This is a genomic window from Veillonella agrestimuris (genome assembly GCF_943193065.1).
GTDB lineage: Bacteria > Bacillota > Negativicutes > Veillonellales > Veillonellaceae > Veillonella > Veillonella agrestimuris.
The window spans coordinates 58,652-73,302 of the sequence record NZ_CALPCS010000005.1 but is presented as its reverse complement, the minus strand read 5'-3'; the positions used below and the strand labels follow the sequence as shown (position 1 = coordinate 73,302).

The window sequence follows — 14,651 nt, the reverse complement described above, 5'->3', positions numbered from 1 at the left end:
TAGCATTATAGTATGAATATGTGAGGTAAATTATGGCTGAATTATCTAAAAAACCAACGCCTGATGTGGCGGAACATAATGCATTTTTCCCATCTGAATATTCTTTGTCCCAATTCACAGCTCCTGTTAGTGATTTGTCGGACTTTGAATATGCTACAAAATACAAAGGGGATAAAAAGATTCTTATCATCGCATCCGATGAACGTTATGTATTGATGGATAATGGTACATTTTTCTCCACTGGTAATCATCCAGTAGAAACATTGGTTCCAATGTATCATTTAGCAGAAGCCGGTTGGGATTTTGAAATTGTTACCTTGTCTGGCAACCCTGTGAAATTCGAATTCTGGGCGATGCCTAAAGAAGACACTCGTTTGAAAGAATTCTTTGAACGCTATGCAGAACAATTTAAACAACCTAAAAAATTATCTGATGTAATTGCAGATGGTTTAGATAAATATTTTGCTTTATACATTCCTGGTGGTCATGGTGCTTTAGTGGGCCTTGATGAAAGCCGTGATGTAAAAGCAGCATTGAAACATTTCCAAGATCGCAATGAATTTATCATTACTATTTGCCATGGTCCAGCAGGCTTATTGGCTGGCGCTATTGATGAAAACCCAGAAGACTTCATGTTCCGTGGCTATGACATCTGCTTACTACCAGATATCGTAGACCGTACATCTCCAGATATGGGTTACATGCCTGGTCACCTTCGTTGGTACATGGGTACACGTTTGGCAGAATTAGGTATGAACATTTTAAATGAAAATATCGACGGTTCTGTACATCGTGACCGTAATTTGTTGTCCGGCGATAGCCCATTGGCAGCTAACAACCTTGGTAAATTAGCGGCAAAAACTTTATTAGAATCTTTATAAGAAATGAATAAGGCACCCCTCAAAGCTCCAATAGCCAGGTCTACCTTCGGTAGGGCTAAAGTCGCTTAGAGGGATACCTTATTCATTAGAACAATGGCCTAGGGAATACTACTCCCTAGGCCATTTATGTGTGTAATAAGGTCAGTGCAGTGAATATGTACATATCCTAGAGGTAGGTAATCCCCTAAAAGTGACTTCGACCCTGAGCCGTAGGCGAAGACCTGGTTCGTTGGAGCTTTTAGGGGTTGCCTACCTTACTTTTGTATATTAGATTAGCGCTGACCTATGAAGTAGGTGTTAGTCTATCCATAGTAACTAACTTTTATAAACTAGCGCTAATATGATACAATAAAGATTATATATTTATCCGAATGAATAAGGAAATGAGGCAAATTATGGAGCGGATTCAGGATCTTGTATATACCCATAAGCAAGGAGGCAAGTTTCGTTGGGTTACAGTGAGTACACTATTATTGGCGTTAGGTGCTATTTTGCATTTAGTAAGTCCTAGTATTGCTGGTGTAACGCCTAATTGGATGATTGCTACTTACTGTGTAGCCATATTGTTGACGAAACCGAGTTATGCGCAGACACTAGGCATCGGGTTTGTGGCAGCGTTCTTGACGATTTTGACGTCTAAATCGGCATTTCCTTACGGCAATTTATTGTCTGAACCGGGTGGTGCGTTGACAGCAGCTCTCGTAACGCGAGCTATGATGAACCTATCTTGGAAACGCATAGGTGGTATGGATATAACGCCTATCGTGTCTGGGTTTCTCGCCACTGTCGTATCTGGTGGTATTTTCGTTACTCTTTTGTGGCAAGTGCTAGAATTACCAAGCACCGTATATGTGAAAGCTATGTGGCCATTAGTTCTCATGGTAGCAGGCCTCAATGCGGTAATTACGCCTGTATTATATATTCCAGCTCAAAAATTGTTTGCTAAACGAGGTATGTTACCAAGTGATCATGAAGGCATGAGCAATCATAGTGGATTGACAATTCTTCCAGAGCGACAAGCAAAGATTTCTATGGAACACCTCACCTATTTCTATCCTAAGGCGAGTACGCCGTCTATAGAAAATGTTAATTTAGATGTTCATGACGGGGACTTTCTTGTCATTACGGGGCCTGCTGGTTCTGGTAAAAGTACGATTTGTATGGCTATGGTAGGGGCAGTACCAAAATTCTACGGTGGCCGGTTAGAAGGTATGGTATTTGTGGACGGAAAAGCAACGACACAAATGGATATTCCTGAACTTGCTAATCACATTGGTGTAGTATTGGCTGATTATGATACGCAGTTGGTAACTCTTACAGTGAGAGAAGAAGTGGCTTTCGCTATGGAAAATCGTGGATATAGCCGAGATGTTATTGAAAAACGTAGCCGAGACGTATTCCGTCAAGTTGGCCTCGAGGGATTAGAAGATCGTAAGGTAACAAGTCTATCTGGCGGTCAGCGACAACGATTGGCCATTGCTTCTGTTTTGGCTACGAATCCGTCTGTACTTGTTTTAGATGAACCAACGAGTTCCCTTGATCCTGATGGGACTGCTGAGTTATATCGTCTTGTAGGTGCTTTAAACAAAGAACACGGCATTACGGTTGTTGTTATTGATCACGATTTACATGCTGTATTACCGTATGCTAATCGCATGGCCTTGATGAACGATGGCAAGGTGGTATGTGATAGTGATGTAGCTACAACATTACGCTACATGTATGAACACAATATTTATGTAGATGCACTACCATCGGTATTTACTACTTATTTAGAACTAGAATCGGCTGGTTATGGTAGTGCAGAACCATGGCTTAGTATTGAATCGGCTATTAAAGGCCTTCATTATATTGAAATGGCAAAGGCTATCGATCGTTCCGTTCATGCTAGGACTAGCTATTCAACTCATAGCGTTATAGATTCGGAACGTACAGAACTAGGTTCTAATATTACAGCTGAAGATTCTGAGAATACAGTAACAGGAGGTGGCACACGTGCTTAAGGTTGAAAACTTACGCTTTGGCTATGTGCCATCGGTAGATATTTTTAAAGATGTAAATTTCACTATTCACGGTGGTGAGTTTATCGCTATTGGCGGTAAAAATGGATGTGGCAAAACCACCATTACTCGTCTCTTGATGGGCCTTGAAAAGCCAACAGAAGGACGTATGTATTATAATGGCGCTGATATTACGACGATGCCACCATCTAAACGGGGGCAATTTATCGGATATGTGTTCCAACAGCCAGATCGACAAATGTTCCGATCTACTGTAGCGGAAGAAGTTGCTTTTGGCCCTGAATCGTTAGGTCGTTCCAAAGAAGACGTAGAGCGTATCGTCAACGATGTACTTCATAAAGTAGGTATCAGTCATTTGCGCGAAGCCTATCCGCCTACATTGCGTCGCGGCGAAAAGCAACGTGTTGCTATTGCTTCTGCATTAGCTATGGAGTCGAGCATTCTCATCCTTGATGAACCGACGAGCGGTCAAGATGGGAAAGAGACGAAGGAGCTGTTAGCTTTACTTCGTCAATTGCATGCAGAAGGGCTGACGATTTTGCTCATTACCCACGATATGGAAATAATGGCTGCTGAATGTACCCGTGCTATCATCATGGGAAATCGTACAGTCGCCTTTGATGGTACACCAGAAGCGTTATTTACAAAAACTGCTGATGAATTGCACGATTTAGGTCTTACGAGACCGCCAAGTGTAGAACTTTCATTAGCAGTGCCTGGATTAGGGTATTGCAAATCGATGGATGAATTGCGCCGTAAATTATTGGCTCAGTTAGAAGGATAGGAGGGCATTATGGAACGATTAGTACCACTTACAAAAATTCTCATGACCCTCGCCGTATCCGTATGGGCTATTTTGCTTAGAGATTGGCAATCCTTGTTAGTCTTGGTTTTAGCGGAACTCTTGGTGTTACTCTTCTTTGGCATTTTTCGACAACAATATAAGGCTATCGCTGCTTTAGTCGTTTTTGCCGTATTCTTAGGACTTGTCCAATATGTAGGGAGTGGTGATATTCCGTCGGCTATCGTTGCAGGTTTACGAATGCTCTCTATGACAACGGTCTTTATAGCTTTGTTGGGAACGACGAAGCTTCAAGATTTGACGGCAGCTCTTGTAACGCAATGTAAAATTCCTTACGAATATGCCTTTATGTTTACAGCGGCACTCCGTTTTGTGCCAGATTTCATTGGTGAAAGCAAGGCTGTTCAAGAAGCACAAGCCTGCCGAGGGCTTTCACTAGAAGGAAATATTTTAAAACGGATGAAATCCTACGCATCGGTGATTCAACCATTACTATTGAAATCACTAGGGCGCTCCGAGACAATGGCGTTGTCATTGGAATTGCGCGGATTTGGTGGTAAGAACCATAGCTTTGCTGCATCGGTGGGGCTAAAAGCCATTGATTACGCAGTTATTGCGGGCTTGGTGGTGATTACAGTATTATTATTTGTATAAGTAGTGCATAAAGTGCAACGCTAGAGCCTCTAGTGTTGCACTTTTTGTTGAAGGTGATAGTATGAGCAATGTAACGATTCGTCCCATTGAAGAAGGAGATATAGAGGCTTGTTTGGCGATTTATAATTACGAAGTGCTAAACGGTGTAGCAACCCTTGATTTAGAGCCGCGCACTTTGGAGGAATGGAAACAGTGGTACTGTGACCATGACGATGCCCATCACCCCATTGTTGTAGGTATCATAAATGATATGGTAGTAGGCTATGCATCACTTTCACCATATCGTATGAAAGAAGCCTATAAAAGCACGGTAGAATTGTCTATTTATATTCATCCGGAGTATCGCGGACAAGGGGTAGCAACACAATTGATGGGCTACATATTGGACATTGCTAAAGCCAATCCAAATTTGCATAATGTAGTATCTGTTATTACAGCTGGCAATGAAGGAAGTCGCATATTACATGAGCGATTTGGTTTCACCTACTGCGGATTATTGCCAGAGGTAGGCTTTAAACATGGTGCTTATCAAGATACAGAAACTTATGCATTATTGGTGTAACAAAATTTTTACAATTTGATATAATAGGAACAGAGTATAAGTCGAGTATATAACAGGGATAGAGTAAGCGGGGTATTAGGCAGCATGATAAATATGAAAGCAGAACGGCAGTTTGTCGGTTTTGGGACGTACCGGAACCGATTGGTGGACGGCCATGTACATACTGAATTATGTCCCCATGGTAGCGGTGATAGAACGGCGTTGATGATAGAAAAAGCTATTGAGTTGCGCATCGAAAAGATTTGCTTAACGGAACATGCACCATTGCCAGCGGGATTTTTGTCTGAATATGGGGGAAATAGAAAAGCCTATGAAATGGCATCTTTGAAAATGAATCAAGTAGATGCTTATTTAGAGTTAGGCCGCCAGTTACAGCGTGCGTATGGTACGCACATAGATATATCACTCGGTTTTGAAGTGGATTATATTCCAGGATTTGAAACCGAAATTCAAGATTTTTTAGACCGTTATGGTCCTTTAACAGAAGATAATATCTTATCGGTTCATTTTATGGACGGTGTAGAAGGGCAGTTTTACTGCGTTGACTATAGTCCAGAAGAATTACAAAAAGGTTTTGCGCCTTGGATTCATAATCAAAGTGAATTGTATTATAAATACTTTACCATTATGCGCCAAGCTGTACGGGCAGATTTAGGCGAATATACACCGAAGCGCATCGGTCATTTTGATTTAATTAAAAAGTTCCAACATTATTTTGGCTATGACCGTCATTTGGATCGCCGTAATGCCCAAGTGGTGAGCGATATTCTACATATTATGCACGTGCAAGGACGAGAACTAGATTACAATATGAGTGGTTTCTTCAAACCGCATTGTAAAGAAATGTATCCAAGTCGTTTCATTCAAGGTATGGCAGCGGTCATTGGAGTTCCTTTTGTGCTCGGATCAGATGCCCATAGCGTGGCAGATATTGTTAATGTGTGGGAGTAAATCGTTTCTCATTATATGAGGTTCACGCTATACGGTGGGACAGAATAAAAATATAGTTTATAGCATACGCTTCTATTGACAATTCTATAGAAGCGTATTATTATGATTTTATCACTTTACTACGTTAAAGCGATAAAATTGGAAGGAAGATTGATAGAAAAATCTGAAGGTAAGTATGTGTAAAGAAATGAATCAGTAGTATTTGTTTGATTTATGTATAGAATTGTAGTGGGAAGGGTGCTTAGAATGGTACAAAAGCAGTTATTAACGGGGTTTCGAGATGATATAGGCGTGATGGCAGAGCGAAAAGATGATATTAGCCAATATTGGCTAGGGCTTTGTCGTAATCGGGGATATACTAAAATTTCAACACCTCTTGTAGAATATAAAGAGGCATTTAAGGGCTATGCCTTAGGACGTAGTCAGCAAATGTATGAGTGTATTGATAGCGCGGATAGTGCTGTCGTGATTCGACCTGATTTGACGATGCCTATCGGTCGATTTTTAGCAACTACCAATATTGAATTACCTAGAACTTTATATTATCTTGGTGACGTTTTAGTAAAACATAAACAGCATCAAGGCCATATTAATCAAGTTACACAAGGTGGCATTGAAATGGTAGGTTATGAAGGTTTAGATGCAGAATTAGAATGCATTTCCATTATACAAGAGGTCAATCAGAGTGAACTGAATAATCAATTATATCTTGAACTAGGTGATGCCCAATTTGCTCGTGCTATTACAGATGCGTTAGGACTTATGGAGGCGGAACGAGAGGAATTATTAGAGGCATTATTTACGAAATATTTGCCACGCTATAATGAATTGATTGCTGCCTATCGAAATAGTGCATTATATCCTTTTCTTATCCTATGGCCTCGTTTGTTCGGCACTATAGAGGAGATTAGAACTGCTTTAGCAGAGGTTATTTTACCAACAACGGCTCAACGAATCGTGGATCATTTGCTAGATGTAGGTATGTCTATTGATAATACAGGTCAAGCGGTGCGCATTGATATTTCTAATGAACCACCTCAATCATATTACACGGGGATTACCTTCCGTGGTTATGTAGATGGTATTTCTCAATATATCGTTAGCGGTGGTCGTTATGATCATGTGCTATCCAATTTTGACGGTGAGCCTATGCCTGCTGTGGGGATGGCTTTCAATATTGATGTACTGACCGCAGTCTCTAGTATTGGTGAAAGAGTACCCCAACGAAAAGGCGGATTACGTATCGCCCTTACGAAAGGTCGGGTAGAAAAAGATTTTATTCCCCTATTAGAGGCTTGTGGTATCGATTGTGAACCATTGCGAAATAAAGCACGTAAATTGATTATTGCTTTAGGCGATGACTTAGAAGTGATTTTAGCGAAAGGCCCTGATGTAACAACGTATTTACATAATGGTGTGGTAGATCTCGGCATTGTTGGCAGTGATGTACTTGATGAGCAAGATAATACGAGCTATGAATTGCTGGACTTAAAAACGGGGCAGTGTCAATTCGTATTAGCCTCGCTGGCAGGGTATAATCCAAGAGAGGGCCGACGTCAGAGAATTGGTACGAAATATCCGACCATTACAAAACAATATTTTGGATCTCAAGATGTAGAAATCATTAAAATTGAAGGATCCGTAGAGTTGGCGCCTCTTGTGGGACTTGCTGATGCTATCGTAGATATTACTGAAACAGGAACGACATTGCGAGAGAATAATTTAGAAATTTTTGATTATTTAAGACCTATTTCGACTCGGCTTGTAGCCAATCCATTGGCATTAAAACAAAAACGAAATATTATTTTTGATTTAGTGGATCGGTTAGCAACAGCGATTAATTGATGACAGTAAGAATAGAGGGATATATATGAAAATCTATAAAGAATCGCTAACGACTATGTTAGATATTGTAAAGAATTATACACAACAAACAACAGATATGGATATTGAACGACGTGTATATGATATTATCGAAGCAGTACGCACTGATGGGGATAAGGCGTTGCGTGAATATTCTAGTACTTTTGATGGCGTTGCTGTAGACTGTTTTAAAATTGACCAAGCTGTTATTGACCAAGCCTATGATGCTTTGTCTGATGATTTAAAAGCGGCTTTACTAAAAGCAAAAGCTAATATTATAGAATTTCATAGTCGCGAAATTGAACAAGGTTTCGTAGATATGGATACACCAGGTATTATTCGAGGACAAAAAGTGACTCCTTTAGAGCGGGTGGGTATTTATGTACCTGGAGGGACAGCTGCATACCCATCGACGATCATGATGACTGCGTTGCCAGCAAAAATTGCAGGGGTTAAAGAAGTTGTTATGGTTACGCCGCCTCAAAAGGATGGCATTAATCTCGCTGTGTTAGGGGCTGCAAAACTAGCTGGTGTTGATGCAGTCTATCAGGTAGGTGGTGCGCAAGCGATCGCTGCATTGGCATATGGAACAGAACAGATTCCAAAGGTTCATAAAATTGTAGGACCTGGCAATATTTATGTGGCTACGGCAAAGCGACAAGTGTTTGGTCAAGTCGACATCGATATGATTGCTGGTCCTAGTGAAATTGGTATTATTGCTGATGACAGTGCAAATTCAGTGTATGTAGCGGCTGATTTATTATCGCAAGCGGAACATGATCCTCGGGCACGGGCTATTTTAGTAACCAATAGTGACAGTTTCGCTCGCACTGTAGCGGATGAAGTAGAGCGACAGCTTTCACAATTACCACGAGAAGATATAGCTAGACAGGCGATAGAAAATAATAGTTATATTGTAGTAATGGATACTATTGAAGAAATGTTTAATGTTATGAATGAAGTGGCACCAGAACATTTGGAAATTCAATTGCCAGACCCTATGACGTATATGAGTATGGTACAACATGCTGGTTCTGTATTCCTTGGTAATTATGCATCAGAGCCGTTGGGCGATTATTTAGGCGGTACTAATCACGTATTGCCGACGAGTGGGACAGCGAAGTTTTCATCTCCTTTAGGGGGTTATGATTTTGTAAAACGCATTTCCTTTACGCAATTTACAAAAGAGCGGTTAGCAGAAGTGGCAAAAGATATTACTACCTTGGCACGAACGGAAGGTTTGGAAGCTCATGCGCGAGCAGTGGAAGTCCGTTTTGAATAGGGTTGCAACAATGGAGGGACAATAATGGAGCAACACCGAGTGGCTACGGCAACGCGTGAAACGAGTGAAACGAATATTACTGTTACGTTGAGTTTAGATGGGAATCAAGATATCCATATTAATACGGGCATTGGTTTTTTAGATCACATGCTCCATTTATTGGCTAAACATGGACGGTTTGGGCTCTGTGTACATGCTGTAGGCGATACGCACATTGATGCACATCATACCGTTGAAGATATTGGACTTACTCTAGGGGAAGCGTTGAAACAGGCCCTTGGCAATAAGGCGGGTATCGAGCGATATGGTGACGCTTGGGTGCCTATGGATGAAGCGTTAACGCAGGTGGTTATTGATCTTAGCGGTCGCCCTTATCTCGTGTTTGATGGTGCATTCACTACACCTGTATTAGGCGGTAATTTTGAAACTGAACTTGTAGAAGATTTCTTTCAGGCGCTATCTGTTAGTGGAGCTATGAATTTACATGTGCGAAATATATATGGACGTAATACGCACCATATTATTGAAAGTATGTTTAAGGCTACAGGACGAGCATTGCGTAAAGCAGTGACGATTCATGCAGAGATTATTGGTGTGAATTCTACGAAAGGTGTTATATAAGGGGGCTATATGATTTTTCCTGCTATAGATTTGCAAGAGGGGCGTAGTGTACGTTTATATAAAGGCGATTTTAAACAAGAAACGGTAATCAATCCAGATCCTGTAGCACAAGCGAGAGATTATGAAGCGGCTGGTGTAGGATCGTTGCATCTCGTTGATTTAGATGGCGCCAAAGCTGGTAAGCCTATTAATGTAGATATTGTACGTCAGGTACGGAGTGTATTTTCGGGTATTTTGGAAGTCGGTGGGGGCATTCGTGATCAAGAAGCGGTTGATTTATATTTAGGTCTTGGCGTGGATCGAGTAATTCTCGGTTCAGTAGCACTGAAACATCCAGTACTTACCAAGAAAGTCATTGCTACCTATGGAGCAGAGCGCATTGTTATTGGCGTAGATGGTAAAGACGGGAAGGTAGCTGCCGAAGGTTGGATTGATCAATCCGATGTTCCTATGACTGAATTGATTGCTGCTATGGTTGATGGCGGGGCGAAATATTTTATTGTTACCGATGTGGATAGAGATGGAACGATGCAAGGCGCTAATGAATCATTATTAGTACAATTGCAAGAAACATTTCCTCAAGCCCGCATTATTGCCTCTGGTGGGGTGCGTCATATGGAGGATATTAAGAGTCTTGCTAACAGCGGTGTTAAGGATAGCATTGTAGGTAAAGCATTGTACGAAGGAACCATTACATTGGAAGAAATCGCTCGTTTTAATCGGGAACATCCGTAAGATAGCACTTTTGGTGATGATGTTCAGTATAAGAGCGATACTACTAGGAGGTTTATATGTTAGCGAAGCGAATTATTCCGTGCCTTGATGTAGACGGAGGTCGCGTAAAAAAAGGGATTAACTTTGTTAATCTCGTCGATGTGGGGAATCCTGTAGACATAGCTTCTACCTATGAAGAGCAAGGAGCTGATGAATTAGTCTTTTTGGATATTACGGCTACTGTCGATGCTCGCACTACGATGCGGGATGTTGTGCGAGACGTATCAAACCGCGTATTTATGCCTTTAACAGTAGGTGGAGGGATACGTACTGTAGATGATATGAGTGCTTTATTGAAAGCTGGCGCTGATAAGATTTCATTAAATTCTGCAGCATTAGCTCGACCAGAACTTATTAGTGAAGGGGCACAAAAATTTGGCAATCAATGTATGGTCGTTGCCATTGATGTGAAAACGGATCCTACGACAGGTACTTGGTATGCCTACACTCATGGCGGTCGTAAGAAAATGGAATGGGAAGCCCTTGCGTGGGCTACTGAAGCAGTCCGTCGGGGTGCAGGGGAATTATTAGTTACTAGTATGGACAAAGATGGTACAAAATCAGGCTTTGATATAGAGTTATATAAGGCGCTAGAATCTGTCGTAGATGTTCCTATTATTGCTTCTGGCGGAGCTGGTAGTGTACAAGACTTTATAGAACTATTTGCACATACTGGTGTGACAGGGGCTTTAGCAGCATCGATATTTCATTTTGGAGACATTACCATTCCTTATTTAAAATCTGCATTACGAGCAGAAGGGATTATGGTACGTTAAACGGTTAAGAGATGTTGGTAATATAGAAGTAGATAGTTTAGATCGTTATAATGAGTGCAGGTAATTTATATGAAACCAGATTTTGCAAAAGGTAGTAGTTTACTGCCGACAGTAGTACAAGATGAGGCTACGAAAGAGGTCCTCATGGTGGCTTGGATGAATGAAGAAAGTTTCTATAAAACTGTGGAAACAGGTGAGACGTGGTTTTGGTCGCGTTCTCGTCAAGAGTTGTGGCATAAAGGCGGAACGAGTGGGCATGTGCAACGCGTTGTTCGTATGAAACTTGATTGTGATGGCGATACCTTGTTAGTCTTGGTAAAACCAGAAGGGCCTGCTTGTCATACAGGGGCTAATAGTTGCTTTTTTAACGATATAGAATGAAGGAGAGATCGATGTTACGACAGGGACTAGTCGCTTTATATGACATCATTAAAGCGCGAAAATCAATACCTAAAGAAGGGTCCTATACGAATTACTTATTTGAAAAAGGCTTAGATAAAATTTTGAAAAAGGTTGGCGAAGAGGCTACGGAGGTAGTCATTGCCGCTAAGAATGAAGAGCCGCAAGAATTAGTCTATGAAACGGCAGATATTTTATATCATTTACTCGTTTTATTGGTGGAAAAGGACATTCCGTACGAAGCTGTATTAGAAGAGTTAGCTCGTCGCGAAGGTTTAGCTAGTAAAATAGTAGATCGGAAGGCGATTACGAACTTATAAAAGGAGCATAATATGAAGGCTATCATTGGTACACTGAAATCGTATGTACCTGAAGAATCAGAAGAATCTGTAAAAGAACGACTCGGTATAAAGAGACTGGTACGGTTATCTGCAAATGAAAATCCCTATGGTACATCGCCAAAGGTTCGCGAGGCAGTTCTGAACTATATTGAGCATTATGATGCTAATTTATATCCTGATGGCAATGCATCTTCTTTACGTAGCGTATTGGCAAAATATTGGGATGTAGCAGAGAATCAGCTTATTATCGGTGTCGGTTTAGATGAAGTCATTTCTATGGTTAATACAACTTATATTACACCTGGCGACTCCATCGTTATTAGTGTGCCCACGTTTTCTGAATATGCTTTGAATGGGCTTATCGAGGGGGCTGTGATTCGGGAAGTTCCTTGTATATATGAAACAGGGCATTATGATTTTGAAGCTATGCGTGCAGCTGTTGACGATACGACGCGTATCGTGTGGATTTGCAATCCTAATAATCCTACTGGCATATATGAAACGATAGAAGACATCCGCACTTTCATCACTTCTTTGCCAGCAACAACGTTAGTTATCATCGATGAAGCATATATTGATTTTGTAACCTCTTGCAAAGAACCAACAGCGCGTAAACTCCTTGATGAATTCCCTAATGTATGTATTATGCGCACGTTCTCAAAAGCCTATGGATTGGCGAACTATCGCGTTGGCTATATGATGAGTAGCGAGAGCGTGACGAAATATATACAAACGATACGATTGCCATATAATGTGAGTACTATAGCGCAAGTCGCAGCAGAGGCAGCCTTCAAGGACGAGTTATTTTTAAAAGATACAATTCATAAAAATGATATAGAACGGGCTTTGTGGGAAGAGTTATTACAGAAGCTAGAGATTACGTATTATACAAGTGAGGCTAACTTTGTCTTTTTCTCTGTTCCTAATGCAGATGCTTTAGCTGATATGTGGCTCGAACAGGGCTATCAAGTGCGTCGCGGGCAGAGACCAGATTGGTTGCGGCTTACGTTCCCTGCTACTGAAGATGGTATTGTGATGCGATCTATTCTGAGAGACTATATGGCATCTCTTTAGTAAATGTATTGATTTTTATAAACGTAAATCAATTTATATATGGGAGATAAGCGTATATCAATTTATACATGGGAGCAAGAAGAAAGGATCGATTTATCTATGATTGCCATAATCGATTATGATGCAGGGAATACCTTTAATGTACAAAAAGCGTTCAATTATATTGGAATTGAAACTGTACTTACTGCGGACCCTGCTGTTTTGTTGCGTGCCGATGGCGTTGTATTACCAGGGGTGGGAGCTTATGCATCGGCTATGGCGACGCTGAAGGAACGCAATTTGATGGATACTATTTACGCAGTAGTAGATCGTACCATTCCTTTATTAGGTATTTGTTTAGGTATGCAGTTATTGTTTGATGAATCGGAAGAGTATGGTCCTACAGCGGGATTAGGTCTCATTCCTGGTGTTGTGAAAGCGATTCCCAACGATGGAAATCTTCGTGTACCGCACATGGGATGGAATCAAAACAGAGTCCATAATGATAAGAGTGTATTTAGAGATATACATGAAGAATATACATATTTTGTTCATTCTTATTATGTAGATACAGACCAGCAATTTATTACGACGACGGCTGATTATGGTATCTCTATTCCTGGTATAGTGGAGAAAGAATTTGTGTATGGTATGCAATTTCATCCAGAAAAAAGTGGTGTAGTAGGACTTAATTTATTGCGCACTTTTGGTGATATTGTAAAATCTGTGAAAATCACTTGAAATAGATGTATAAAACGTCTTTAGATCAATCGTGTTTTATCACCATGGTGTGTATAATCAACCGGTCTTTACACATACAAAACCCCCTTTAATGCTATGTTTTAGGGATAGCATTAAAGGGGGTTCTTTATGTTGTTCTATAGAGATTTATTTATATAAGGTTTCGTCATCATTTATATGAGATGCTTATTTCATATTAAGTGCCGCAGTTGCTTCTGGGGTTATGCGGATACGCATAGCTCCGTATGCATAAGGTCCCATTTCATATGGTTGGTAAATCAAGTCGATATTACCATTGCCGCGAAGAGCGTAGTTGTCGCTTATATAAGGCACTTCGTTCCAAGTGTCGTTTTGCATCGTTTCGATGCTACCTGTTTGAGATTCAAGTGTCAATGTATTGTTGCGAAGACCATTAGTCAATTCCATAGGAGAATCGATGCGAACGAAGTAAGATAACGGTACTACATCGCCAGTATGTTTGTTATAAACGCGGCCGATGCGATTGTACATACCATGAGCGCCACCCGTATAGTGGTACGGCGTTAAAATGATGGATAAGTAGTCTGCGTCTTCGTACGCCACTTCATAGGTTAAGTCGACGCTTTGTGCGGCACCGCTTTCATAGTAGGCTTTTTCAGCTACTACATAGCGGGCAATATCGGTATTGATTTTGTGTTGCACATCTTGGTTACTTTCATACACGAGGGGGTATGACAATTTCATATTGCCATCCACTTGTGTTTGATCTACTACGTACGCGTGAGAAGTAGTGATGCCGATACATGTAGCGAGAAGGGCTGGAAGCATTAATTTTTTTAACATCATAAGAACTCCTTTCATAGAATTGGTTTCTACCATGGACAGAAGTGTAGAAACATGGCACAAATACATAAGAAACAAAAAGAAATTATACAATCTAATTGTATAGCT

The 14,651-nt window shown here is 40.8% G+C and carries 16 protein-coding genes; 15 read left to right on the top strand and 1 reads right to left on the bottom strand.

The annotated features are described in order from the left end of the window. Nucleotides 1-32: 32 nt before the first annotated feature. From hchA to hisH, 15 genes are all read left to right on the top strand, one after another. On the top strand, nt 33-881 hold the full coding sequence (gene hchA, locus NFR29_RS03655; RefSeq protein WP_251423401.1) for a glyoxalase III HchA: 849 nt from the start codon (nt 33-35) through the stop codon (nt 879-881). 395 nt (nt 882-1,276) lie between these two features. Continuing rightward, nucleotides 1,277-2,884, top strand: a complete 1,608-nt coding sequence (locus NFR29_RS03650; RefSeq protein WP_251423398.1) for an energy-coupling factor ABC transporter ATP-binding protein — start codon at nt 1,277-1,279, stop codon at nt 2,882-2,884. Further along, nucleotides 2,877-3,686, top strand: a complete 810-nt coding sequence (locus tag NFR29_RS03645) for an energy-coupling factor ABC transporter ATP-binding protein (protein ID WP_251423395.1) — start codon at nt 2,877-2,879, stop codon at nt 3,684-3,686. The genes NFR29_RS03650 and NFR29_RS03645 overlap by 8 nt, the downstream gene beginning before the upstream one ends. Nucleotides 3,687-3,695: 9 nt before the next feature. Next, a complete protein-coding gene (locus NFR29_RS03640; protein WP_251423392.1) occupies nt 3,696-4,358 on the top strand; it encodes an energy-coupling factor transporter transmembrane component T family protein in 663 nt (220 codons plus the stop codon). 61 nt (nt 4,359-4,419) lie between these two features. Continuing rightward, nucleotides 4,420-4,920: a GNAT family N-acetyltransferase gene (locus tag NFR29_RS03635; RefSeq protein ID WP_251423389.1), complete on the top strand. Its 501-nt coding sequence runs from the start codon at nt 4,420-4,422 to the stop codon at nt 4,918-4,920. Between the two features lie 84 nt (nt 4,921-5,004). After that, entirely contained in the window at nt 5,005-5,871 is an 867-nt protein-coding gene (gene hisJ / locus NFR29_RS03630) for a histidinol-phosphatase HisJ (protein WP_251423386.1), read from the top strand. A 246-nt stretch (nt 5,872-6,117) separates the two neighbouring features. Then, on the top strand, nt 6,118-7,716 hold the full coding sequence (gene hisG, locus NFR29_RS03625; protein WP_251423384.1) for an ATP phosphoribosyltransferase: 1,599 nt from the start codon (nt 6,118-6,120) through the stop codon (nt 7,714-7,716). A 25-nt stretch (nt 7,717-7,741) separates the two neighbouring features. Next, on the top strand, nt 7,742-9,016 hold the full coding sequence (hisD, locus tag NFR29_RS03620; protein ID WP_251423381.1) for a histidinol dehydrogenase: 1,275 nt from the start codon (nt 7,742-7,744) through the stop codon (nt 9,014-9,016). 24 nt (nt 9,017-9,040) lie between these two features. After that, nucleotides 9,041-9,637 (top strand): imidazoleglycerol-phosphate dehydratase HisB, encoded by a 597-nt coding sequence (gene hisB, locus NFR29_RS03615; RefSeq protein WP_251423378.1) that lies wholly within the window; start codon nt 9,041-9,043, stop codon nt 9,635-9,637. A 9-nt stretch (nt 9,638-9,646) separates the two neighbouring features. Continuing rightward, entirely contained in the window at nt 9,647-10,372 is a 726-nt protein-coding gene (gene hisA, locus NFR29_RS03610; RefSeq protein ID WP_251423375.1) for a 1-(5-phosphoribosyl)-5-[(5-phosphoribosylamino)methylideneamino]imidazole-4-carboxamide isomerase, read from the top strand. 56 nt (nt 10,373-10,428) lie between these two features. Further along, the gene (hisF, locus tag NFR29_RS03605) at nt 10,429-11,187 is read left to right on the top strand and encodes an imidazole glycerol phosphate synthase subunit HisF (RefSeq protein WP_251423372.1); all 759 of its coding nucleotides are present in this window, start codon (nt 10,429-10,431) and stop codon (nt 11,185-11,187) included. A 69-nt stretch (nt 11,188-11,256) separates the two neighbouring features. After that, complete coding sequence (gene hisI, locus NFR29_RS03600; protein WP_251423369.1) at nt 11,257-11,568, top strand: phosphoribosyl-AMP cyclohydrolase; 312 nt, start codon at nt 11,257-11,259, stop codon at nt 11,566-11,568. Nucleotides 11,569-11,579: 11 nt separating this feature from the next. After that, nucleotides 11,580-11,906: a phosphoribosyl-ATP diphosphatase gene (gene hisE / locus NFR29_RS03595; RefSeq protein WP_251423366.1), complete on the top strand. Its 327-nt coding sequence runs from the start codon at nt 11,580-11,582 to the stop codon at nt 11,904-11,906. Between the two features lie 12 nt (nt 11,907-11,918). Next, entirely contained in the window at nt 11,919-13,001 is a 1,083-nt protein-coding gene (gene hisC / locus NFR29_RS03590) for a histidinol-phosphate transaminase (RefSeq protein ID WP_251423363.1), read from the top strand. Nucleotides 13,002-13,100: 99 nt separating this feature from the next. Beyond that, on the top strand, nt 13,101-13,721 hold the full coding sequence (gene hisH, locus NFR29_RS03585; RefSeq protein ID WP_251423525.1) for an imidazole glycerol phosphate synthase subunit HisH: 621 nt from the start codon (nt 13,101-13,103) through the stop codon (nt 13,719-13,721). Between the two features lie 186 nt (nt 13,722-13,907). Here hisH and NFR29_RS03580 read toward each other — a convergent pair whose 3' ends face one another. Then, the gene (locus NFR29_RS03580; protein ID WP_251423360.1) at nt 13,908-14,546 is read right to left on the bottom strand and encodes a DUF3298 and DUF4163 domain-containing protein; all 639 of its coding nucleotides are present in this window, start codon (nt 14,544-14,546) and stop codon (nt 13,908-13,910) included. Nucleotides 14,547-14,651 lie beyond the last annotated feature (105 nt).

Excerpts from the sequence above, each read along its gene's own strand:
- hisE (WP_251423366.1), top strand. The coding sequence starts at position 11,580 with ATGTTACGACAGGGACTAGTCGCTTTATATGACATCATTAAAGCGCGA.
- hisG (WP_251423384.1), top strand. The coding sequence starts at position 6,118 with ATGGTACAAAAGCAGTTATTAACGGGGTTTCGAGATGATATAGGCGTG.
- hisC (WP_251423363.1), top strand. The coding sequence starts at position 11,919 with ATGAAGGCTATCATTGGTACACTGAAATCGTATGTACCTGAAGAATCA.
- hisB (WP_251423378.1), top strand. The coding sequence starts at position 9,041 with ATGGAGCAACACCGAGTGGCTACGGCAACGCGTGAAACGAGTGAAACG.
- hisI (WP_251423369.1), top strand. The coding sequence starts at position 11,257 with ATGAAACCAGATTTTGCAAAAGGTAGTAGTTTACTGCCGACAGTAGTA.
- hisJ (WP_251423386.1), top strand. The coding sequence starts at position 5,005 with ATGATAAATATGAAAGCAGAACGGCAGTTTGTCGGTTTTGGGACGTAC.
- NFR29_RS03580 (WP_251423360.1), bottom strand. The coding sequence starts at position 14,546 with ATGATGTTAAAAAAATTAATGCTTCCAGCCCTTCTCGCTACATGTATC.
- NFR29_RS03635 (WP_251423389.1), top strand. The coding sequence starts at position 4,420 with ATGAGCAATGTAACGATTCGTCCCATTGAAGAAGGAGATATAGAGGCT.
- NFR29_RS03650 (WP_251423398.1), top strand. The coding sequence starts at position 1,277 with ATGGAGCGGATTCAGGATCTTGTATATACCCATAAGCAAGGAGGCAAG.
- NFR29_RS03640 (WP_251423392.1), top strand. The coding sequence starts at position 3,696 with ATGGAACGATTAGTACCACTTACAAAAATTCTCATGACCCTCGCCGTA.
- hisH (WP_251423525.1), top strand. The coding sequence starts at position 13,101 with ATGATTGCCATAATCGATTATGATGCAGGGAATACCTTTAATGTACAA.
- hisD (WP_251423381.1), top strand. The coding sequence starts at position 7,742 with ATGAAAATCTATAAAGAATCGCTAACGACTATGTTAGATATTGTAAAG.
- hchA (WP_251423401.1), top strand. The coding sequence starts at position 33 with ATGGCTGAATTATCTAAAAAACCAACGCCTGATGTGGCGGAACATAAT.
- hisF (WP_251423372.1), top strand. The coding sequence starts at position 10,429 with ATGTTAGCGAAGCGAATTATTCCGTGCCTTGATGTAGACGGAGGTCGC.
- hisA (WP_251423375.1), top strand. The coding sequence starts at position 9,647 with ATGATTTTTCCTGCTATAGATTTGCAAGAGGGGCGTAGTGTACGTTTA.